22 protein-coding genes and 3 pseudogenes are annotated in these 20362 nt (G+C 39.2%); 16 read left to right on the forward strand and 9 right to left on the reverse strand.

Translation table 11 applies throughout. The features are described 5' to 3' along the window. From HT736_RS06605 to HT736_RS06625, 6 genes and pseudogenes are all read left to right on the forward strand, one after another. On the forward strand, window positions 1–439 hold a 439-nt coding region (locus HT736_RS06605), incomplete at its 5' end, for a hypothetical protein (RefSeq protein WP_172930865.1). Next, window positions 418–1437 (forward strand): UDP-glucose 4-epimerase GalE, encoded by a 1020-nt coding sequence (gene galE, locus HT736_RS06610; RefSeq protein ID WP_172930866.1) that lies wholly within the window; start codon window positions 418–420, stop codon window positions 1435–1437. The genes HT736_RS06605 and galE, both read left to right, overlap by 22 nt. 7 nt (window positions 1438–1444) lie before the next feature. Next, window positions 1445–1996 (forward strand): annotated as a pseudogene (locus HT736_RS12090) (glycosyltransferase family 2 protein); the annotation flags it as partial. 186 nt (window positions 1997–2182) lie between these two features. Continuing rightward, window positions 2183–2374 (forward strand): annotated as a pseudogene (locus HT736_RS12095) (glycosyltransferase); the annotation flags it as partial. A 174-nt stretch (window positions 2375–2548) separates the two neighbouring features. Beyond that, window positions 2549–3193 (forward strand): hypothetical protein, encoded by a 645-nt coding sequence (locus tag HT736_RS06620; RefSeq protein ID WP_000949237.1) that lies wholly within the window; start codon window positions 2549–2551, stop codon window positions 3191–3193. 38 nt (window positions 3194–3231) lie between these two features. Then, window positions 3232–3333: pseudogene (locus HT736_RS06625) on the forward strand (group 2 glycosyl transferase); the annotation flags it as partial. Window positions 3334–3396: 63 nt separating this feature from the next. Here the strand turns inward: HT736_RS06625 and HT736_RS06630 are convergent. Beyond that, window positions 3397–3600: a ferredoxin gene (locus tag HT736_RS06630; RefSeq protein WP_161802646.1), complete on the reverse strand. Its 204-nt coding sequence runs from the start codon at window positions 3598–3600 to the stop codon at window positions 3397–3399. Window positions 3601–3651: 51 nt separating this feature from the next. Between HT736_RS06630 and HT736_RS06635 the strand changes: the two genes are divergently transcribed. The 8 genes from HT736_RS06635 (at window position 3652) to HT736_RS06670 (ending at window position 9548) form a co-directional block, all read left to right on the forward strand. After that, complete coding sequence (locus tag HT736_RS06635) at window positions 3652–4128, forward strand: SAG1386/EF1546 family surface-associated protein (protein WP_001040899.1); 477 nt, start codon at window positions 3652–3654, stop codon at window positions 4126–4128. 8 nt (window positions 4129–4136) lie between these two features. Then, the gene (gene cmk, locus HT736_RS06640) at window positions 4137–4808 is read left to right on the forward strand and encodes a (d)CMP kinase (protein ID WP_000849384.1); all 672 of its coding nucleotides are present in this window, start codon (window positions 4137–4139) and stop codon (window positions 4806–4808) included. 130 nt (window positions 4809–4938) lie between these two features. Further along, window positions 4939–5277, forward strand: a complete 339-nt coding sequence (locus tag HT736_RS06645) for a zinc ribbon domain-containing protein YjdM (protein WP_001061585.1) — start codon at window positions 4939–4941, stop codon at window positions 5275–5277. A gap of 2 nt (window positions 5278–5279) precedes the next feature. After that, window positions 5280–5909: a Pr6Pr family membrane protein gene (locus HT736_RS06650; protein WP_000033949.1), complete on the forward strand. Its 630-nt coding sequence runs from the start codon at window positions 5280–5282 to the stop codon at window positions 5907–5909. A 218-nt stretch (window positions 5910–6127) separates the two neighbouring features. Further along, window positions 6128–7279, forward strand: coding sequence for an MFS transporter (locus HT736_RS06655; RefSeq protein ID WP_000808686.1), 1152 nt, complete (start codon window positions 6128–6130; stop codon window positions 7277–7279). Between the two features lie 317 nt (window positions 7280–7596). Further along, a complete protein-coding gene (gene truA, locus HT736_RS06660) occupies window positions 7597–8346 on the forward strand; it encodes a tRNA pseudouridine(38-40) synthase TruA (protein WP_000199191.1) in 750 nt (249 codons plus the stop codon). Then, window positions 8336–9109 carry a bifunctional hydroxymethylpyrimidine kinase/phosphomethylpyrimidine kinase gene (locus tag HT736_RS06665; RefSeq protein ID WP_000794760.1) on the forward strand — a complete coding sequence of 258 codons (774 nt, stop codon included), beginning with the start codon at window positions 8336–8338 and terminating at the stop codon, window positions 9107–9109. Before truA ends, HT736_RS06665 begins: the two co-directional genes overlap by 11 nt. Then, window positions 9087–9548: an ECF transporter S component gene (locus tag HT736_RS06670; protein WP_000814989.1), complete on the forward strand. Its 462-nt coding sequence runs from the start codon at window positions 9087–9089 to the stop codon at window positions 9546–9548. The genes HT736_RS06665 and HT736_RS06670 overlap by 23 nt, the downstream gene beginning before the upstream one ends. A 102-nt stretch (window positions 9549–9650) precedes the next feature. On the opposite strand, the gene HT736_RS06675 is transcribed toward HT736_RS06670, so the two are convergent. From HT736_RS06675 to HT736_RS06690, 4 genes are read right to left on the reverse strand one after another with little or no spacing between them, the layout of a single operon-like run. Further along, window positions 9651–10169 carry a GNAT family N-acetyltransferase gene (locus HT736_RS06675; protein WP_000155489.1) on the reverse strand — a complete coding sequence of 173 codons (519 nt, stop codon included), beginning with the start codon at window positions 10167–10169 and terminating at the stop codon, window positions 9651–9653. A gap of 48 nt (window positions 10170–10217) precedes the next feature. Further along, entirely contained in the window at window positions 10218–10940 is a 723-nt protein-coding gene (locus tag HT736_RS06680) for an ABC transporter permease (protein ID WP_000191422.1), read from the reverse strand. Window position 10941: 1 nt separating this feature from the next. Further along, a complete protein-coding gene (locus tag HT736_RS06685) occupies window positions 10942–11853 on the reverse strand; it encodes an ABC transporter ATP-binding protein (protein WP_172930867.1) in 912 nt (303 codons plus the stop codon). Next, the gene (locus HT736_RS06690; protein ID WP_000675233.1) at window positions 11850–12983 is read right to left on the reverse strand and encodes a ThiF family adenylyltransferase; all 1134 of its coding nucleotides are present in this window, start codon (window positions 12981–12983) and stop codon (window positions 11850–11852) included. Before HT736_RS06690 ends, HT736_RS06685 begins: the two co-directional genes overlap by 4 nt. A gap of 440 nt (window positions 12984–13423) precedes the next feature. Between HT736_RS06690 and HT736_RS06695 the strand changes: the two genes are divergently transcribed. Then, on the forward strand, window positions 13424–14131 hold the full coding sequence (locus tag HT736_RS06695) for a LytTR family DNA-binding domain-containing protein (protein ID WP_050242000.1): 708 nt from the start codon (window positions 13424–13426) through the stop codon (window positions 14129–14131). Next, window positions 14131–15399: a GHKL domain-containing protein gene (locus tag HT736_RS06700; protein WP_000961370.1), complete on the forward strand. Its 1269-nt coding sequence runs from the start codon at window positions 14131–14133 to the stop codon at window positions 15397–15399. The genes HT736_RS06695 and HT736_RS06700 overlap by 1 nt, the downstream gene beginning before the upstream one ends. Window positions 15400–15417: 18 nt before the next feature. Here HT736_RS06700 and HT736_RS06705 read toward each other — a convergent pair whose 3' ends face one another. The 4 genes from HT736_RS06705 to HT736_RS06720 form a co-directional block, all read right to left on the reverse strand. Beyond that, a complete protein-coding gene (locus HT736_RS06705; protein WP_000040911.1) occupies window positions 15418–16500 on the reverse strand; it encodes a Xaa-Pro peptidase family protein in 1083 nt (360 codons plus the stop codon). Between the two features lie 126 nt (window positions 16501–16626). Beyond that, complete coding sequence (gatD, locus tag HT736_RS06710; RefSeq protein ID WP_172930868.1) at window positions 16627–17409, reverse strand: lipid II isoglutaminyl synthase subunit GatD; 783 nt, start codon at window positions 17407–17409, stop codon at window positions 16627–16629. After that, window positions 17409–18752, reverse strand: coding sequence for a lipid II isoglutaminyl synthase subunit MurT (murT, locus tag HT736_RS06715; protein ID WP_054392602.1), 1344 nt, complete (start codon window positions 18750–18752; stop codon window positions 17409–17411). Before murT ends, gatD begins: the two co-directional genes overlap by 1 nt. Before the next feature lie 165 nt (window positions 18753–18917). Further along, window positions 18918–20234, reverse strand: a complete 1317-nt coding sequence (locus tag HT736_RS06720; protein WP_138704989.1) for an FAD-containing oxidoreductase — start codon at window positions 20232–20234, stop codon at window positions 18918–18920. Between the last annotated feature and the right edge of the window lie 128 nt (window positions 20235–20362).

The following is a 20362-nucleotide window of genomic DNA, read 5'->3' on the forward strand; positions in this document are numbered from 1 at the left end:
AGAGCAAACTAGGAAGCTAGCCGCAGGTTGCTCAAAGCACTGCTTTGAGGTTGTGGATAGAACTGACGAAGTCAGCTTAAAACACTGTTTTGAGGTTGTGGATAGAACTGACGAAGTCAGCTTAAAACACTGTTTTGAGGTTGTGGATAGAACTGACGAAGTCAGCTTAAAACACTGTTTTGAGGTTGTGGATAGAACTGACGAAGTCAGCTTAAAACACTGTTTTGAGGTTGTGGATGGAACTGACGAAGTCAGTAACCATACCCATGGCAAGGCGAAGCTGACGTTGTTTGAAGAGATTTTCGAAGAGTATAAGCATTTTACTGAAATTTTATCTTACCCTCTAGGATGGCAAATGACATTCCCTATCAAAAATGGTAAAATAAGAAAAAATAATCCGAGAATCGAGGAAAGAAGATGCAAGAAAAGATTTTGGTAACGGGTGGGGCAGGTTTTATCGGGACCCACACTGTTATTGAGTTAATCCAAGCAGATCATCAGGTTGTTGTGGTGGATAACCTTGTAAACAGCAACCGTAAAAGTTTAGAAGTTGTTGAGAGAATTACAGGAGTTGAGATTCCTTTTTATGAGGCTGATGTCCGTGATACAGATACCCTCAGAGACATTTTCAAACAAGAAGAACCAACAGGGGTCATTCACTTTGCTGGCTTGAAGGCTGTCGGTGAATCTACTCGTATCCCTCTTGCCTATTATGACAACAATATCGCTGGAACTGTTAGCCTTTTGAAAGCTATGGAAGAAGCCAACTGTAAAAACATCATTTTCAGTTCTTCTGCGACAGTTTACGGGGATCCGCACACAGTGCCCATCTTGGAAGATTTCCCACTTTCAGTGACCAACCCATACGGTCGTACCAAGCTCATGCTAGAGGAAATTTTGACCGATATCTACAAGGCAGACTCAGAATGGAATGTTGTCTTGCTTCGTTACTTTAACCCAATCGGAGCCCATGAAAGTGGAGACCTAGGAGAAAATCCAAACGGTATTCCAAACAACCTCTTGCCATATGTGACTCAAGTAGCTGTTGGGAAATTAGAGCAAGTGCAAGTGTTTGGAGACGATTACGATACCGAAGATGGAACTGGTGTTCGTGACTATATCCACGTTGTCGATTTGGCTAAAGGTCACGTCGCAGCTCTGAAAAAAATCCAAAAAGGTTCAGGCCTAAACGTTTATAACCTTGGAACAGGTAAAGGCTACTCAGTTCTTGAAATTATCCAAAATATGGAAAAAGCAGTGGGACGCCCAATTCCTTACCGCATCGTAGACCGTCGCCCAGGGGATATCGCAGCCTGCTATTCAGATCCTGCAAAAGCCAAAGCAGAACTAGGCTGGGAAGCAGAACTCGGCATCACCCAAATGTGTGAAGATACATGGCGTTGGCAAAGCAAGCATCCAAATGGATTTGAAGACTAAGATGGTGATGTCAATCATTGTCCCCTGCTTAAACGAAGAGGAAGTACTTCCTCTTTTTTATCAGGCTCTGGAAGATTTGATTCCAGATTTGGAAACAGAAATCGAGTATGTCTTTGTCGAGGATGGATCGAACGATGGAACCTTGGAACTTTTAAAGGCCTATCGGGAGCAAAATCCGGCAGTGCATTATCTTTCTTTCTCTCGAAATTTTGGCAAAGAAGCAGCCCTTTATGCAGGCTTGCAATATGCGACAGGAGATTTGGTGGTGGTGATGGATGCAGACCTCCAAGATCCTCCTAGTATGTTGCTTGAGATGAAAAACTTACTAGACCAGAATGCAGATTTGGACTGTGTTGGAACACGGAGAACTAGTCGGGAGGGAGAACCCTTCTTTCGCAGTTTTTGTGCTAATCTCTTTTACCGCCTTATGCAAAAAATTAGTCCAGTAGCCCTGCCATCAGGTGTCCGTGATTTTCGCATGATGAGACGGTCTGTAGTCGATGCCATTTTAAGCTTGACCGAGTCCAATCGTTTTTCAAAGGGGCTCTTCGCCTGGGTGGGTTTCAAAACCTACTATTTGGACTATCCAAATGTCGAAAGGCAGGCTGGCAAGACCAGTTGGAGTTTGAGGCAACTTTTTTTCTACTCCATTGAAGGGATTGTTAATTTTTCAGATTTTCCCCTGATTATCGCCTTTGTGGCGGGACTCCTATCTTGTTTTATTTCTTTTGTGATGACTGTTTTTGTGGTGTTTCGGACCCTTATCTTGGGCAATCCGACATCTGGTTGGACCTCTCTGATGGCTGTTATTCTCTTTCTTGGAGGCATTCAACTCTTGACTATTGGGATTCTCGGTAAATATATCAGTAAGATTTATTTGGAGACTAAAAAAAGACCACTTTATCTTATCAAAGAAAAAAGTTATCATAGATCATGAAAAAGTAGGAATTATCTGGCGCAGTCACTTTTTTGTAATTATAATTCTTTTGGTCTGGAACTTGAGTGATTTTTAAAAAAATTAGGGATTTGACATGATATAAATGAACTATGTGGAATAAATTTACTGCAAAGACGATAACTTAATAAATAAAACATTCAGGAGGGTTATTTTATGCTAAGTAAAGAGGATTATACTGAAGAAATCGGGCTAATAAAGAAACAAAATTATGTAGAGGTTGAACTGTATCCTTTAGTTGCTGATATAATTAAGCCAACTTTAAAAGATAGTTTATCAAAAAGATATGTCTTCGGAAGACAAAGAAGGGGTTTGGGACAAATTTATTATGGTCTAAGTAATTTTCCTGATATAGTTATTTTAGATAAGACTTATGAAAACAAATCTAGGAAAAGTATAAAAATTGAAGAATGGAAGGAACTTCGAGGATGCGTGGAAGTTAAGAATTTAAATTATAGTTTAATTACAGAGGAAAAAATCAAATCAACCATATCGAACAGTTTTGAACATATAACTGGAGAGATGGGACAACTTATTGGAGACCTTTTATGGTATAAAAAAGTAATTTATACAAATGGAATTGAATGGAGATTTCTAAGTTTAGATGACAAGGAAGAGATAGATAATACAATTGTTGAAGTAGTTAACAAAAGAATAGAAACAGAAGAAGCGGGAAATTCTTTTGATTGGTGGAAGAATATTAAAGATTTATCGTTCAATTATACGGATATATGCCTATCTAAAGATTGTAGACGAGAGTGGAATGAATTTGTAAAAAGGGTAAAGGAAATAGAATGGTAGAAGTCTATTCTCATTGAGGAATTTAGATTATAAGTTGCAGTAAGATTTATCTGGAGACTAAAAAAAGACCACTTTATCTCGTTAAAGAAAAAAGTGATCTTCCTGATTTTACAGAAAAAAATAAAGTGAAAAGACTATAATTTTACATGGAAATATGCTAAACTAGAAAGAGTGAAACGTTCTTGTCAATTTACTATGAGAGATTAGTGTTGATCTTTAATCAAGGCACGTGTCGGACAGTTTCTAACAGCCTCTAAGACATCCTGACTAGGAGAAATTTCTTTTTCCAGTTGGTCAGGATTATCGTAAAAACGCACGATTCCATTATCGTGGTAATCAAATAAGTCAGAATAAGTTTGGCAAAGCCCACAGGCGATGCATCGTTCAGGTATAAGTGTGATTTTCATGTTCATATTTATATTGTAATAAGAAAAGTAAAAAAAAACAAGGAGTAAGGTATGGCAAAAGAACCGTGGCAAGAAGATATTTATGATCAAGAAGAAGCAAGAGCAGAGCGTCGGCATCGAAACCACGGAGGGGCTGATAGGATGGCTAATCGTATTTTGACGATCCTAGCTAGTATTTTCTTTGTAATTGTGGTGGTGATGGTCATCGTTCTCATCTATCTATCATCGGGGGGGAGTAATCGCACAGCAGCCTTAAAAGACTTTCATGATTCTGATGCAAGTGTAGTACAAATCTCATCTTCAAGCAGTTCTCAGCCTGAGCAGAGTTCAGAGCCAGAATCTACTTCTAGTAGTTCAGAAGAAGCTGCTAATCCTGAAGGAACGATTAAAGTTCTCGCAGGAGAAGGGGAAGCAGCTATTGCCGCTCGTGCAGGAATCTCCATTGCTCAGTTAGAGGCCTTGAATCCTGGGCACATGGCTACAGGATCTTGGTTTGCTAATCCAGGTGATGTTATAAAAATAAAATAGGAGCCGATATGAAAACAATTCAAATTGCTATTGATGGTCCTGCTTCCAGCGGTAAGAGTACGGTCGCAAAGATTATTGCTAAGGATTTTGGATTCACCTACCTTGATACAGGAGCTATGTATCGTGCAGCGACCTATATGGCTCTTAAGAACCAATTAGGAGTTGAAGAAGTCGAAGCCCTTCTAACCTTGTTGGACCAGCATCCAATCAGCTTTGGACGTTCAGAAACTGGAGACCAGCTTGTTTTTGTAGGAGATGTGGATATTACCCATCCTATCCGTGAAAATGAAGTGACCAATCATGTTTCTGCTATTGCAGCAATTCCTCAAGTGCGTGAGAAACTAGTTTCTCTCCAACAAGAAATTGCCCAGCAAGGTGGGATTGTCATGGATGGTCGCGATATTGGAACTGTTGTATTGCCACAAGCAGAATTGAAAATTTTCCTAGTAGCTTCTGTTGATGAGAGAGCAGGGCGCCGTTACAAGGAAAATATTGCCAAGGGAATTGAAACAGACCTTGAAACCCTAAAAAAGGAAATTGCTGCGCGTGACTACAAGGATAGTCATCGGGAGACTTCTCCTCTTAAACAAGCAGAGGACGCTGTCTATCTTGATACAACTGGCTTGAACATTCAAGAAGTAGTTGAAAAAATCAAATCAGAAGCTGAAAAAAGAATGTAAATGTAGAAAAGCCGATAGATGGATATCGGTTTTTTTCTAAATTTGTCAAAATGCTGATTTTAGGGTATAATAGTTGCTGTTCGAGAAATTTTGATTTTCAAAGAATAGTGAATGATGATAAGGAGAAACTATGAACAATTTACCAAATTGTCCAAAATGTAACTCAGAGTATGTCTACGAAGACGGTGCCCTACTGGTTTGCCCAGAGTGTGCTCATGAGTGGAATCCTGCTGAAGTTGCAGAAGCAGAAGAAGGTCTTGTCGCTATCGATGCCAACGGAAATAAATTGGCTGATGGTGATACAGTAACTCTCATCAAGGACTTGAAAGTAAAAGGTGCGCCAAAAGATTTGAAACAAGGGACGCGCGTGAAAAATATCCGCATCGTAGAAGGCGACCACAATATCGACTGTAAGATTGATGGTTTTGGTGCCATGAAACTCAAATCAGAGTTTGTGAGGAAGATTTAAGCATGTCAAAACACTATAAACTTGTATTTTATAGCCGTATCTTCTTGTTTCTAGCGGCTTTTACGGGAGTTTATCTTGAAATTACTAAGCATGGTGGTTTTGGGATGCTTCTCTATTACACGGTTCTGTCCAACCTCTTGGTAACTATTTTTACCCTTTATCTTCTAAAGGTTATGAGCCGTGTAGGTGAAAATTGGCAAAGGCCAAGTCTCTTGCGCTTAAAAGGTGGGGTCACCATGAGTATCATGATTACCTGTGTGATTTACCATTTCCTCTTGGCGCCCATTGCGACTAATTTCTATACCCTAGAAAATTTCCTTTGCCACTATATCGTTCCCATCTGGTTTTTAGCGGATACCCTCTTTTTTGACAAACAGGGTCAATATAAGATTTGGGATCCAGCAGTGTGGACCATTTTACCCTTGCTGTATATGATGTTTGCTCTTTTTAATGGCTTGGTTCTAAAACTCAATATTCCAAATGCCAAGGATAATCCTTTCCCTTACTTCTTTTTAAATGTGAACAAGGGTTGGGATGTCGTATTCAAGTGGTGTCTGATTATCTTTGTTGCCTATATGGTAGCAGGATTTATCTTCTACTTTATTAAGCAAATCAAGAGAAAGTCATTCTAATACTCTTCGAAAATCTCTTCAAACTACGTCAGTTTCCATCTGCAACCTCAACACACTGTTTTGAGCAGCCTGCGGNNATTTTCATTGAGTATAAGACACAAGGGATTCATTTTCGAGTTTGAGAAGGAGTCTGTGTACCAATGAGGCTTCTTCTTTTCTTGCTTTTTTGATAACTATCAAAAAAGTAGAAGATTAAGAGAAATATAGAAAGAGATTTCATGAAACAATTTTTAGAACGGGCCAGCATTTTGGCTCTCTCCCTCGTTTTGATTGCCTCCTTTTCCATTTCGAGTGCCCTACCAGCCATGTTTGACTATTATCAGGGTTATTCTAAGGAACAAATTGAGCTCTTGGTGAGCTTGCCTTCCTTTGGAATCATGATGATGTTACTGCTAAATGGTTTCTTAGAAAAAATATTTCCTGAGCGCTTACAGATTAGTTTGGGCTTGCTGATTTTATCATTGAGCGGTACAGCTCCCTTCTGGTACCAAGCCTATCCCTTTGTCTTTGGGACACGGCTTCTTTTTGGTTTAGGTGTTGGGATGATCAATGCCAAGGCCATTTCTATTATCAGTGAACGCTATCAAGGAAAAAGGCGAATTCAGATGTTAGGGCTACGCGCTTCTGCAGAGGTCGTTGGAGCTTCTCTCATTACCTTGGCCGTCGGTCAGTTGTTGGCCTTTGGTTGGACAGCTATCTTTCTAGCCTATAGTGCTGGATTTTTGGTGCTGCCCCTTTATCTGCTCTTTGTCCCTTATGGAAAATCAAAGAAAGAAGTCAAGAAAAGAGCGAAGGAAGCAAGTCGTTTAACTCGAGAAATGAAAGGCTTGATTTTTACCCTAGCTATCGAAGCGGCAGCTGTAGTTTGTACCAATACAGCTATTACCATCCGTATTCCAAGTTTGATGGTGGAAAGAGGATTGGGGGATGCCCAGTTATCTAGTTTTGTTCTTAGTCTCATGCAGTTAATCGGGATTGTGGCTGGAGTGAGTTTTTCTTTCTTGATTTCTATCTTTAAAGAGAAACTGCTCCTCTGGTCTGGTATTACATTTGGCTTGGGGCAAATCGTGATTGCCTTGTCTCCATCCTTGTGGGTGGTAGTAGCAGGAAGTGTTCTGGCTGGATTTGCCTATAGTGTAGTCTTGACGACGGTCTTTCAACTTGTCTCTGAACGAATTCCAGCTAAACTCCTCAATCAAGCAACTTCATTTGCAGTTTTAGGCTGTAGTTTCGGAGCTTTTACGACCCCATTCATTCTAGGTGCAATAGGGTTACTAACGCACAATGGGATGCTGGTCTTTGCCATCTTAGGAGGTTGGTTGATTGTAACCTCTATCTTTGTCATGTACCTATTTCAAAAGAGAGCTTAGGATTGATTCCTAAGTTTTTCTTTTGATACTCAATGAAAATCAAAGAGCAAACTATAGTTGATTGAGTTTGGAATAGTACGCTGTAGCTGCTAAAACATTTCTAGAAATTAATTTGACTTTCCTAATAGAGTTATTCATATCTTATTTCAATCTACTATAGAAAGCTAGCCGCAGGTTGCTCAAAATAGTGTTTTGAGGTTGCAGATGGAAACTGACGTGGTTTGAAGAGATTTTCGAAGAGTATGAGATTTTTATACCCATACAATATTTGTTTTAGATCCTTGTTTACAGACTAATTTCTTGATAAAATAGAGGTTATGACGAGATATAAAGCAACTATTTCCTATGATGGTTATGCCTTTGCTGGCTTTCAGCGCCAGCCTCATGCGCGTAGCGTTCAGGAAGAAATTGAAAAAACCTTGACCAGGTTAAATAAAGGGCAAGCTATTACTGTTCACGGTGCTGGTAGGACAGATAGTGGGGTTCATGCTCTGGGACAGGTGCTTCATTTTGACCTGCCTTATCAGATGGATGAGGAGAAACTCCGTTTTGCCTTGGATACCCAGTCTCCTGAAGATATTGATGTGATTTCGATTGAGCTTGTGGCAGATGATTTTCATTGCCGTTATGCCAAGCATAGCAAGACCTATGAGTTTATCGTGGATAGAGGACGTCCCAAAAATCCCATGCGCCGTCACTATGCCACCCACTTCCCTTACCCACTTGATGTGGAGAGGATGCAGGAGGCCGTCAAAAAGCTAGAAGGAACCCATGATTTCACTGGCTTTACAGCCTCTGGGACTAGTGTAGAGGATAAGGTTCGCACTATTACAGAAGCCAGTCTTAGGGTTGATGAGACAGGCCAGTTTTTGACTTTTACCTTTTCAGGAAATGGTTTCTTGTATAAACAGATTCGCAATATGGTGGGGACACTGCTCAAAATCGGCAACAAGCGTATGCCAGTAGAGCAGATTGACCTCATCTTGGAGAAAAAGGACAGGCAGCTTGCAGGTCCCACTGCAGCACCAAATGGTTTATATTTAAAGGAGATTCGTTATGAAGAATAATCGTATTTTAGCACTTTCTGGGAATGATATTTTTAGTGGTGGTGGTTTGTCAGCTGATTTGGCTACCTATACCTTGAACGGCTTGCATGGCTTTGTAGCAGTGACTTGTTTGACAGCCTTGACGGAAAAGGGCTTTGAAGTCTTTCCAACTGACGATACCATTTTTCAACATGAATTAGATAGCTTGCGTGATGTAGAATTTGCAGGGATTAAGATTGGTCTTCTACCAACTGTCAGTGTGGCTGAGAAGGCTTTGGACTTTATCAAGCAACGTCCAGGAGTGCCTGTGGTTTTGGATCCTGTCTTGGTCTGTAAGGAAACGCATGATGTAGCTGTCAGTGAACTCTGCCAAGAGTTGATTCGCTTTTTCCCTCATGTCAGTGTGATTACGCCTAATCTTCCTGAAGCAGAATTACTAGCTGGTCAGGAAATTAAAACCTTGGAAGACATGAAAACTGCAGCTCAGAAATTGCATGACTTAGGAGCGCCAGCAGTCATTATCAAGGGAGGCAATCGCCTTAGTCAGGACAAGGCTGTAGATGTCTTTTATGACGGACAAAACTTTACAGTCCTAGAAAATCCTGTCATCCAAGGGCAAAATGCTGGCGCAGGTTGTACCTTTGCCTCTAGCATTGCCAGTCGCTTGGTTAAAGGTGATGAACTTTTACCAGCAGTAGAAAGCTCTAAGACTTTCGTTTACCGTGCCATTGCACAAGCAGATCAGTATGGAGTAAGACAATATGAAGCAAACCAAAACAACTAAAATCGCCCTTGTATCCCTATTAACCGCCCTCTCTGTGGTTCTAGGTTATTTCTTAAAAATCCCAACACCGACAGGCATCCTAACTCTTTTAGATGCGGGTGTCTTCTTTACGGCCTTCTACTTTGGTAGTCGTGAAGGGGCTGTAGTCGGAGGACTGGCAGGTTTCTTGATTGACCTCTTATCAGGCTATCCTCAATGGATGTTCTTTAGCTTGGTCAATCATGGATTGCAGGGATTTTTCGCAGGATTTAAAGGAAAAACTCAGTGGTTAGGCCTTATCTTAGCAACGATTGCCATGGTAGGGGGTTACGCCTTGGGTTCTACATTGATGAATGGCTGGGCAGCAGCCCTACCAGAAATTCTACCAAATTTCATGCAAAATATGGTAGGGATGATTGTAGGATTTATTCTTAGTCAAAGTATCAAGAAGATTAAGTAAAGCGGCTGTGGAGAAAGTCCTAAAAATCAGAAAAAACGCATAGTATCAGGTATTGAAAACCTTGATACTATGCGTTTTATTGTGGGAAGATTTTTCTCATTTTTAGTGAAATTGAACTTTTTCTAACATCTTTTTATAGATTACTTCTTGATCAATTATCATTTCCATTGTTGTTTCTTGGGGTTTCATCCCTTGTCTTTGATAAAAGCGGAGAGCACCCTCGTTATCATTCCAGACACTTAGGGTTAGATTATGGCAGCCAATTTCTTTAGCATAATTGAGAGCGAATTGATAGAGTTGATTACCAATTTTTTGACCACGAGCATTTTGATCTACACATAAATCTTTGATAAAAAGGGTTTTGATTTCTTGGAGAACAGGATTATCTGTTTTATCTTTTATGGTACAAAATAGGTGTCCGAGAACTTGTCCCTTCTCATCTTCAAAAACAAAAATAGGGGTATGTTCTTGAGAGAGAATATTTTGCAACTCAGAGGAACTATATTTAGTCCCAGTTTGCTTAAAAATATCTGGTCGAGCTTGGTGGTGAAGCGTAAGGATTTGTTGTAATAAATCGAGTAATTTAGGAATATCTTCTTGTTTAGCTTTTCGAATAGTCATGAAGGTTCTTTTTATTGGCTTAGTCTATAAGAAAAGCTTTAGGGGCAATCATTTTTCTTTATGAAGAGTTCTTAAAATAATTAACTGTGTTGACATAATCCAAAGAATGAGAATACTCATGTCCAATAGAGAAACATTTCCGTAGTCGTAAAGGCTGGCTCGCAGAAGATTTGAGGAAGGGACGAAAGGGAGGGCACGGTAAAGATGGTTTACCCACTCAGGTAGTCGATCTGCAGGATACATGAGTGGTGAGAACATGAGTCCAATCATAAGAATTAGCTGCGACATAAGGGTTACTGTATTTGGAGAAAAGGTGTAGGCTATAGCAAATCCCAGACTAATCATAGTAAGACAAATCAGAAGCACAATAAAAACACCAAGAAAAGATGGATGGAGACGAACAGAAAAACGGACATACCCAAGTAGAATAGAAATAAAAACTCCCGGCAAAATGGCAATTAACCACATCCACAAGTCAGCGAGAGAAATGAATATCCTAGGGATGGGTAAGGCACGAATATAATCAAAATGCCCTTCCAACTTATCATTTGCTATAACAGGGGAGGAAATTGTACAACCCATGGAGATAATTCCAATTAAAACAGAACCAGACGAAAGATAGTAGGCAGTAGTCGAATCGATATCGCCAATAACTAGAGGGTAGCCAAAAAGAAGAGAAATGGATAAGAGGAGCTGTGCTAGTGTAAAAAGGATGAAAAGCTCTTTTTGGCGCAAGTAGTTCCAATGAAGTAAGTAAAAAAATTGAGTCATATTAGTTGGTTAGCTCCTCTCTATAAAGGTCAGAAATAGTCAATGTTTTTTGATGAAGAGAGAGATTGGAAATGGTTTTTTGACCAAGTTCTTCTGTCAGTTGTGCTATCAATGGAGCTAGACTTCTTTCCTCAATCTCTAATTGACAACTAACACCATTGATAATTGTATAATCTTCTATTTTGTCTAATATACTTTTAGTCTTAAAATCAAAGCTTATCTGATACAGTTTGTCATGGATGATTTGCTTAACCTTTCCTGATTTGAGCAATCTACCATTATTAAAGAGGGCGTAATTATCTGCATATTTTTCAACCTCCAGAAGATTATGAGTAACGATAATAATGGTATGCCCCTTGCTAGCTAACTTTTGCAATAATTGCCATTGCTTTTCACGACGAATGGGGTCAACATCATTTGTTGGTTCGTCAAGAAGAATGATGTCTGAGCTACCGATTAGTGTCATAGCGAAGAAAGTTAGTCTTTTGAGACCGCCCGAAAGATCCTTACCTTTTTTGTAACGATAGTCTTCAATTTCTAAATCAGTGAGAAGCTGGCTGATTGCTTTTTCTAGTTCTTGGGAACTCAATCCTCGCATTTTTCCAAGTATTTCTAAATTTTGTTCTACGGTTAATTTGTCGAGTGGGGCATATTGTTGAGACATATAACTAATTAAGGTGCGTGCTTGTTTACGATTGTATATAAAAGAAATATCACCATACAAAATATCTCCTTGGTCAGGTTTAGTAAAACCAATCATTTGATTCAATAGAGTAGATTTTCCAGCTCCATTGTGTCCCAAAAAAGCCGTGATTTTTGCTGGTGATATTTCTAAGGAAATATGATTATTGGCTAAGTGCTGACCATCAAAAGATTTAGTCAAATTATCAATTACGAGTTTTGCAGTTGTCATAACTTTAATTCTCCGTACTTAGAAAAAATTTCCCAATCGTCTTCTTTACCTGTGCCGCATGTTGGACATTCATCAAGATAGCGTCCCCAAGAATCGTGTGTGAATGAGGCTCCGTTTTCATAATTGATTTCGTATTGATGGTTAAGGCTAATTGGTTCCGTATATTGAGTTAATAATCGGATAGTTTCATCAACAATGGCAGAAGTCAGTTGAAATATTGCTGGACCATAGGCTATTGTAGGGATTGTTTTTGTAATCGTACGAACACCGTGGAATTGTTCAAGGAATAGAGTGTCAATTTTTGTATAATAAATATTTAAACAATCAAAACAGCCTGTTTGGTAAGGGATAACTGAATAGACACGACCACGACTAACTTGACTGGCGCCAAATATACAGGGAATATTTTTTGTAACGATTGCTTTATTTACGATACGTTGAATATCATATTGAGGTTCATCAATCACACATATCGTAATATCAACATCATCAAGTAAAGGAATCAAGTCACTTACAGAGGTGATACGTATATTATGGGTTTCTACTTCAATATCGGAATTCATTTTTGTAACTTCTCTATGGGCAATTTGAACTTTAGATAAGCCAATATCATCTTCCTTGTATAGAAATTGTCTTCCTAGATTACTTTGCTCAACAATGTCAAAATCCACTATTTTTATCTTTTTAGGTCCCAAGCCTGCTAGTAATGTCAGTATGTTAGAACCCCCACCACCAAGACCTAGTAAAAGGATAGTAGACTGATGAATTTTTTTCTGTGTTGCAATACTATCTTGGAAGCTATTTAAATAGCGACTGAAATAATATATATTTGAATGATAACGTTCTTTAATATCCTGAATTTCGCCCGCTTCTTCGAGAACCCCCTCATTATCTAAGAGTTCAAGAGCGCCTGTGATGTCTTCTTCAGTTAAATCATCATATTTTGTTAGTATGATATTGAGAATATCTTGAAAAGGACGTCCGTCCAAAATATTGACTAAATTCCACATTTTATTATTATCATCCTTAATTTCTGTGGTTATACCAATTTGTAGCCCAATCCTAAATAAATTTTTATGAAGTTTATAAACAGGATATATTTCTTTTATTCTTGGATGATAGAATTTCATTTTAACCTCACTATTTTATTAAAAAAGGAAGACGAGGTGATTATAAATCATATATCCTCGTCTTGCAACTCCCAGTTCCTATTACAAATGGAAATAAGTAGAAAGAAAATGGTGAACCTATCTACTCAATTCCAACAGTAGGAATAAATAGAAAAGAACTCCTCTAAAAACTCAATTTTAAAATGCTAATTTTTCAACCTTTTCTGGTTACTAAACATAGAAAACCGGTAGTTTTTAGAGGTGCCCAAAATTTAGAAAACACCCCAGCTAATATCAGTTTTAGCAATAACTTTACGCACTTGAATATTTTTCATTTTTGTAACTCCTTTCATATTTGATAAGAATATTGTATAATAAATTAACGATTTTTTTATCAGCATGTCATAATTGACGTATTTGACGTTATAATTGGCAAAATCATGCTTGTAGTGAGGAATTTGATGTTAAAAATTGCGATTTGTGATGATTCTAATAGGGATGGTAGTCAGCTAGAAAACTTACTCTTATCTTATAAGGACATCAAAATAGAAACGAGTGTTTATACGAATCCCCAAAAACTATTAGAACAATTGACAGAGAAGTACAGTTGTGTTTTTTTGGATATCGAGATGCCACAGATAACAGGAATTGATATGGCACAAAAAATCCGTAAGGTAAACCCTTTTATCCCGATTATCTTTGTTACCAGTTATCGAGATTATATGGAGCAGGTTTTTGAAGTGCAGACTTTTGATTATTTACTTAAACCAGTGACTTCTAAAAAATTATATAAAACTCTGGATAGAGTGGTACGTTTTTTGAATTTAGGGCAAGCTGTATTTACGTTTACTTTTGGAAAGCAGCATTATTCACTGCCTTTAGATGACATTGTATTTTTTGAAAAGGATAAGCGTGCTGTCTTTATTTACACTAAAGATCAGACTTACAAAGCTTTGCTTAAAACGAAAGATATTTTAGAGAAATTACCTGATTACTTTATTCAAATTCATTCTTCCTATATTATCAATCCTAGATATGTGACAGAGTTTGATTCGCAAATAGTCACAATTTTAAATGGAATGGATGAAAATCACCTTCCAATTAGCCGAAAATTTCAAACGTCTTTTAGAGAAAAGTATTATTATTATCTGAGTGAGAGGAATTTTTAATGTTAGTCAGTTTGCGGATTGTGAGTATTCTGTTTGATTTATTTTTGGGAATTATTTTCTTTTATAGACCTCTGTCCCAAAAAGAAAAGTCTAGGAGAATTTGTATCTTTACTTCTCTCCTTTTATTTTTCCATGCCTTGTTGACGATATTATTTTCAGGAGCTAATCTTTTCTTAGTAGGGAATCTTATTCTCAGTATCGCAGAGTATTATTTTTTAGGTCTTTATTTTGGATATGCTGTTCAAGAATCTTCGTTTTGGATTTTTTGTCAGATGAGTCTAACTTTACTAGCTGGTACTATACTCAATCAAGCAGTGCAACTATTTTCCCCTTTATCAGTCATTTCAGAAAATCTAATAGCCATGCTTTTTTATCTCGCTGTAGCTTTTCTTTTATCATTGCTAGTGACCCTGGTTCTTCGACAACTTTTTCGTGCACATCAAAAGTTAGTTTATACTGTTTCTAAAGGGACTTGGTTATACCAGTTTATTGTACCATTTTTGTCCATTTGTTTTGCTTTTACAGTATCAGCGATTCAAGGGCAAGTGTTTGAGAAGGATTATCTTTCTTTTGTTTCTGTATTAGCCCTCATTGTGTTAACGTTCTCTTCTCTCTATTTCACCCTATATCTTTCTCAGCAACAACAGAGGTATTATCAAAGCATACTAGAGACGGAACAGATGACCTTTCAACTGAGAGAAATGAAACAATCTAAAAAAGATTATAGGAGGATTCAAAGGATTCAACACGATTTGAAAAATCAACATTTAATCCTCCTTGCACTTTTAAAAGAAGATCCTGAACAAGCGAAGTCTTATCTCCAAAGCATGACAAATAGTATAGAGAACCAAACTGTCTGTTACTCCAAGAATACAACAATTAACTTTTTACTCAATCAAAAATTACAGGATAAGGTAGAGGACATACAATTGGAAATTGATTGTTTTGTACCTCAACGATTAGAAATCAATCCAGATATTTTAGCGGTTTTACTTGGTAATTTGTTGGACAATAGTCTTGAAGCCTGTATGCGCTTGAGTAATAAAGAAGATAGGGTCTTGATCTTAGGAATACGATATTTTCAGAAGAAACTCTTTATTGCTATCGAGAATTCATTTGATGAGAATGAATTGGTAATACGAAAGGAACGTCAGACAGAGGGATGGGGGCTTAAAAATATTGAGAGACTTGTAACCAATCATAGGGGAACAATGAAGAATTTCATTCAGAATGGACGTCATAAAACAGAAGTGATTCTTCTTGTCTAACTAGGGTTTGTTGCTATCTTAATCAAAATAAAGCAAGTCTTTGCTGGTACTTGTAAAGAGGTCAAAGCCATCCTTGGTAACAACACCGCAGTCTTCAATACGAACACCGACTTTACCAGGGATATAGATACCTGGTTCAACAGAGAAGCACATGCCTTCTTCGATGACCATGTCGTTTCCTTCCATGATAGATGGGAATTCATGGACATCCATACCGATACCATGCCCGAGACGGTGGTTGAAGTACTCACCATAACCAGCTTTTTCGATGACCTCACGGGCAGCGCGGTCCACTTCATGAGCAGTCACACCTGGCTTGATAAAGTCAAGAGCAGCTTGTTGGGCTTCAAGAGTCAAGTTGTAAATATCTTTCTTGAATTGGTCTGGTTTGCCGACAGCGACTGTACGAGTCATATCTGACGCATAGCCATTGACCAGAACACCAAGGTCAAAGAGGAGAAGAGCATCATTTTCAACCTTATTAGCTGCTGGAATGCCGTGTGGATTCGCAGCATTATCACCAGTCAAGACCATGGTATCAAAGCTCATTTCGTAACCTTCACGTTTCATGGCAAAGTCAATTTGTGCGATGATATCTGTCTCAGTCTTGTCAAGAGAAATATTGTCAAAACCAACATGAACAGCCTTGTCAGCATAAAGACCTGCAACCATCATTTTTTGTACTTCGTCAGCTGATTTGATGAGGCGCATGCGTTGGATACGAGGAGTGAGGTTTTCAAACTCAGCAGTTTCAAAAACTGTTTTCAAACCATGGTATTTGGTCAAGATGAGATTGTCAAACTCAACAGCGACACGTTTGAAGTCAAGTTGTGGAAGAGCATGTTTGATTTTTTGCCATGGATTTTCAGAATCGACATAGCCCACTACTGGGAAGGAAACGGTGCTACTTGCACGTTCTACTTCAAGAGCTGGGACAAAGAGGAGAGGTTCCTGATCCGCTAGGACAAAGAGGAACATTTGGCGTTCATGGGGATCACTGTAAAAACCAGTGAGGTAATTGATTGTGACGGGGTCAGATACGACAGCGACGTCTAGTTTTTCTGATTCAAGATATGTTAGGATTTGTTGTAATTTAGACATATGCTACCTTCTTTCTACCCCTCTATTTTGGCAAAAAAAGAGAGAAAATGCAAGGGAGAAGGGTAAAAGAAAAGACAAAAAAACTCCGACAAGATAACGGAGTTCTTTGATATAGTTTCACTTTGTTTAAGAAAAGTCAGCCTTGCTTTTGACATCACTGTATTCTTCAGCGATTTCTTGGCTGAGAATATCTTCATAGGCAGGGAGTTGGATGTCCTGACCATATTTCTTCTTGAGGGCTGTAGTGACTAGGCGATAAGCCAGATTGGCATTACGAGAGAGGATAGGCCCGTGGAAGTAGGAACCAAAGACATTCTTATAATGAACCCCTTCGCCGACCTTTTCTTCGTTGTTTCCATTTCCATAGACAACCTGTCCCAGTGGTTTTTGGTCATCAGAGAGGAAGGTACGTCCCTGGTGATTTTCAAATCCATAGTAGGTTTCATTGAAATCTTCATTGTGAATCTTGATGTCCCCGATAAAACGGTTATTGGTCTGGTTGAGAGTGTAGTGGCCCATGACCCCTAGTCCTTCGATGAGTTTGCCTGAAGCTTCAACATAATATTGACCCAATAGTTGAAAACCACCGCAGATAGCGAGAACCACACCGTCGTTTTTGATGTAGTTGTCAATGCTCTCTTTTTTAGCAGGTAGGTCGTCTGCAATGATACTTTGTTCAAAGTCTTGACCGCCTCCGAAAAAGGCGATGTTGTAGTGATTTTCATCAAAATCATCATGGAGAGAAACGATGTCAACGGTCACATGGGCTCCCAGTTTTTCAGCAACATACTTGAGCATGAGGATGTTTCCATTGTCCCCGTAGGTATTCATGAGATTTCCGTAGAGGTGGGCAATGTTGAGCTGATAGGGGTAATTGCCATCTTTTGAGGAAAGTGAAGTATAAACCATTAGTTCATCTCCTTTCTAACAATCTGACGACTAGCCAGCAGTTCACGAAATTCCAGCATAGCAGTATAAGTAGCCAGGATATAGGCATGCTTGCAGTCTTGGTTCTCAATTGTCTTAAGAACTTGTTCCAGACTACTTGTTTCAGTGATTTTATCAGCTGGATAGCCTGTCACTCGGAGACGACGAGCAATTTCAGAATGGCGAACACCGCCAGCGTTGATTTCAGGAATGTCCATGTCAGTGATTTGCTCAAAGTCTGCATCCCAGATCCAGCTAGTGTCAATTCCATCTGCATAGTTGGCATTGAGGAGGACAGATAGGCTAAATGGATAAGGTGCTAGTTTAATCATCTCGATAGCTTGAGTTGCACCGACTGGATTTTTAATCAAGACAAGGGTACATTCCTTGTCACCGATATGGAAGGTTTCTTGGCGTCCAAAGACAGCACGGCTCTTATCAAATCCTTGCTTGATTAGTTGGGAATCTGCACCAAGGAAACGGGCGATGGCAACCGCAGCTAGGGCGTTGTAGATATTGTAGAGACCACCGATTTGGATACCATATTCTTGTCCGTCAATGACAAAGCGAGAGCGATTGTTGGTCAACTCAACCAATTCTGTCAAGCGATAGTCTAAATCAGGACGTTTACATCCACAACCTTCACAGATATAGGCACCTAAGTTTGCATAAGTATTGTGCTCATATTTGAGGATGCCTTGGCAGTCAGGGCAGAGGATTCCTTCGGTATTATAGTGAGCCAGCTGGGCTGGGCCTTTCTCCAAGTCAAAACCAAAATACTGTACAGGATTTGGAATAGCTGGCTTGTAGAAAAGTGGACTGTCTCCATTAAGGAGAACAGTGGCAGTAGGCACTTTACGAATGGCATCCAAAATCATCTTATAAGTCGTGTAAATCTCGCCATAGCGGTCCATCTGGTCACGGAAGATATTCGTGATAACAAAAAGGCTTGGCTGGATGTAGTCACAGATACGAGATAGACTGGCCTCGTCGATTTCTAGGACGGCAATATTTTTCCCAGTTTTTGAAGATTTGGCTGTTAGGAAGGTTGTTGCAATTCCTGTAATCATGTTGGCACCGCTTGGGTTGGTTAGAACTTGACCATAAACCTCTTTTAAAATGCCGACAGTGAGGGCAGTTGTCAGGGTTTTTCCATTTGTTCCAGTGACCACGACAATCTCGTAGTTCTTAGCTAGGTTTTGTAAAATATCTTTATCAAATTGAAGGGCGACTTTCCCTGGGAGCGTACTTCCACGTCCAAGACGGCTTAAAACGAAGTGGGAAGAACACCCAGCAAGAAGGCCCAAAGTAGTTTTTAAGTTCATGTTTCTATTATATCACAAAAGAGGGAAAAGACAGATTTGATACTCAATGAAAATNNTACGGCAAGGTGAAGCTGACGTGGTTTGAATTTGATTTTCGAAGAGTATGAGATTTCGCAGAAATGAAAACAGCCCTCAGAGGGCTGTCAGTTAAGATGTGATCTCAACTTAAATCGCAAACAAGTCATTCAAGTTCTCAGCCAAAGTTGGGTGAGTGAAGATTTGTTTTGTGAAGTAAGTGTAAGGAATCTTGTTGTCCATAGCAACAGTGATGATGTTGATGATTTCTTGAGAACCTTCTGAGAAGATGCTTGCTCCAAGAATTTCTTTTGTTTCAGTATTAACCACAGCTTTGAAAGCTCCGCGAAGGTCTCCGTTTACGTGACCACGAGGCATTGCTGCAACAGGGATTTCTTTCACTGCGTATGGAAGTTTCAAATCAGCCGCTTGGCTTTCAGTCAAACCAACTTGTGAAAGTGCAGGTGTGATGAACATAGTATTTGGCACATTGAGACGGTCTTCAAGTGTGTAGCTGCCATCTCCAGCAAGGTAGCTGTAAACAACACGGAAGTCATCAAGTGAAATGTAAGTAAATTGAAGGCCACCGTTGACATCTCCAACTGCAAAGACACCAGGAACGTTTGTTTGACAGTGTTTGTCTACTTTAATAGCGCCACGTTCAGTTAGTTCAATATCTGTATTTTCAAGTTGAAGTGGTTCTACATTTGGTTTGCGTCCAGTTGCGTAGAGAAGGGCATCGAAACGGTAAGTTTCGTTTTCAGTTACGACAAGCACTTGGTCACCGTCGTTTTTGATTTCAGTAGTATGGATATTTTGAAGCAATTCAATGCCATCTTCTTCCATGTATTGTTTAGCAAGAGCTGCGATGGAAGGTTCTGCACGAGGTAGGAAAATATCCAAGGCATCTAGGACTGTAACCTTGCTTCCAAGTTTGTTGTAAAGACCAGCAAATTCAAGACCGATATTTCCACCACCAAGGACTCCAAGTTTCTCAGGCAATTTGTCCAAGTTTTGGATACCTGTTGAGTCAAAGACGTTTTTGCTTGTAGCAAGTCCAGGGATTGGCAAGACGTTTGAAACAGCACCAGTGTTGATGACGATTGTTTCAGCAGTCAGTTCTTTCTTTTCATCACCAGCTTGGATTTCGATGACTTTATTGGAAAGGAAGTGAGCTTCCGCATCAAAGATATCCACGCCTGTACCAGCAACAGTCGCATAGTTTTTACTATTGAGGCGACCAGTGATCGTGTTTTTAGTAGCAATGACTTCTTCAAAAGATAAGTCCTTCTCAGCAGCAACTAGCAAAGTCTTAGTTGGGATACAACCGATGTTAATACAAGTTCCACCGTACATAGCTTTGCTACGTTCAATGAGGGCAACTTTTTTGCCAGCTGAAGCCAATTTACCAGCTAGTGTTTTACCAGCTTTACCAAATCCGATAACGATTAAATCATAAGTTAACATTTAGAGTTCCTCCTATTCGCATTTCATTCTAGCACAAGAAAAAAACTTTTGCACAATTCTGCTACGGAAAAGACAGAAAAAGATAAAAACGCTTTCCAGACAAAAAACTAGTAATTTTTTGACAAGCT

The organism is Streptococcus sp. 339 (genome assembly GCF_013277285.1).
GTDB classification, from domain to species: Bacteria; Bacillota; Bacilli; order Lactobacillales; family Streptococcaceae; genus Streptococcus; species Streptococcus pseudopneumoniae.

What these genes read in the sequence shown, in the direction of transcription:
- HT736_RS06700 (WP_000961370.1), top strand. Translation starts at nt 14,131, where the DNA reads ATGTTAGTCAGTTTGCGGATTGTGAGTATTCTGTTTGATTTATTTTTG.
- cmk (WP_000849384.1), top strand. Translation starts at nt 4,137, where the DNA reads ATGAAAACAATTCAAATTGCTATTGATGGTCCTGCTTCCAGCGGTAAG.
- gatD (WP_172930868.1), bottom strand. Translation starts at nt 17,409, where the DNA reads ATGGTTTATACTTCACTTTCCTCAAAAGATGGCAATTACCCCTATCAG.
- HT736_RS06675 (WP_000155489.1), bottom strand. Translation starts at nt 10,169, where the DNA reads ATGACTATTCGAAAAGCTAAACAAGAAGATATTCCTAAATTACTCGAT.
- HT736_RS06650 (WP_000033949.1), top strand. Translation starts at nt 5,280, where the DNA reads ATGTCAAAACACTATAAACTTGTATTTTATAGCCGTATCTTCTTGTTT.
- truA (WP_000199191.1), top strand. Translation starts at nt 7,597, where the DNA reads ATGACGAGATATAAAGCAACTATTTCCTATGATGGTTATGCCTTTGCT.
- HT736_RS06670 (WP_000814989.1), top strand. Translation starts at nt 9,087, where the DNA reads ATGAAGCAAACCAAAACAACTAAAATCGCCCTTGTATCCCTATTAACC.
- HT736_RS06685 (WP_172930867.1), bottom strand. Translation starts at nt 11,853, where the DNA reads ATGACAACTGCAAAACTCGTAATTGATAATTTGACTAAATCTTTTGAT.
- HT736_RS06680 (WP_000191422.1), bottom strand. Translation starts at nt 10,940, where the DNA reads ATGACTCAATTTTTTTACTTACTTCATTGGAACTACTTGCGCCAAAAA.
- HT736_RS06720 (WP_138704989.1), bottom strand. Translation starts at nt 20,234, where the DNA reads ATGTTAACTTATGATTTAATCGTTATCGGATTTGGTAAAGCTGGTAAA.
- HT736_RS06665 (WP_000794760.1), top strand. Translation starts at nt 8,336, where the DNA reads ATGAAGAATAATCGTATTTTAGCACTTTCTGGGAATGATATTTTTAGT.
- HT736_RS06630 (WP_161802646.1), bottom strand. Translation starts at nt 3,600, where the DNA reads ATGAAAATCACACTTATACCTGAACGATGCATCGCCTGTGGGCTTTGC.
- HT736_RS06645 (WP_001061585.1), top strand. Translation starts at nt 4,939, where the DNA reads ATGAACAATTTACCAAATTGTCCAAAATGTAACTCAGAGTATGTCTAC.
- HT736_RS06705 (WP_000040911.1), bottom strand. Translation starts at nt 16,500, where the DNA reads ATGTCTAAATTACAACAAATCCTAACATATCTTGAATCAGAAAAACTA.
- galE (WP_172930866.1), top strand. Translation starts at nt 418, where the DNA reads ATGCAAGAAAAGATTTTGGTAACGGGTGGGGCAGGTTTTATCGGGACC.
- HT736_RS06690 (WP_000675233.1), bottom strand. Translation starts at nt 12,983, where the DNA reads ATGAAATTCTATCATCCAAGAATAAAAGAAATATATCCTGTTTATAAA.
- HT736_RS06655 (WP_000808686.1), top strand. Translation starts at nt 6,128, where the DNA reads ATGAAACAATTTTTAGAACGGGCCAGCATTTTGGCTCTCTCCCTCGTT.
- HT736_RS06635 (WP_001040899.1), top strand. Translation starts at nt 3,652, where the DNA reads ATGGCAAAAGAACCGTGGCAAGAAGATATTTATGATCAAGAAGAAGCA.
- HT736_RS06620 (WP_000949237.1), top strand. Translation starts at nt 2,549, where the DNA reads ATGCTAAGTAAAGAGGATTATACTGAAGAAATCGGGCTAATAAAGAAA.
- HT736_RS06695 (WP_050242000.1), top strand. Translation starts at nt 13,424, where the DNA reads ATGTTAAAAATTGCGATTTGTGATGATTCTAATAGGGATGGTAGTCAG.
- murT (WP_054392602.1), bottom strand. Translation starts at nt 18,752, where the DNA reads ATGAACTTAAAAACTACTTTGGGCCTTCTTGCTGGGTGTTCTTCCCAC.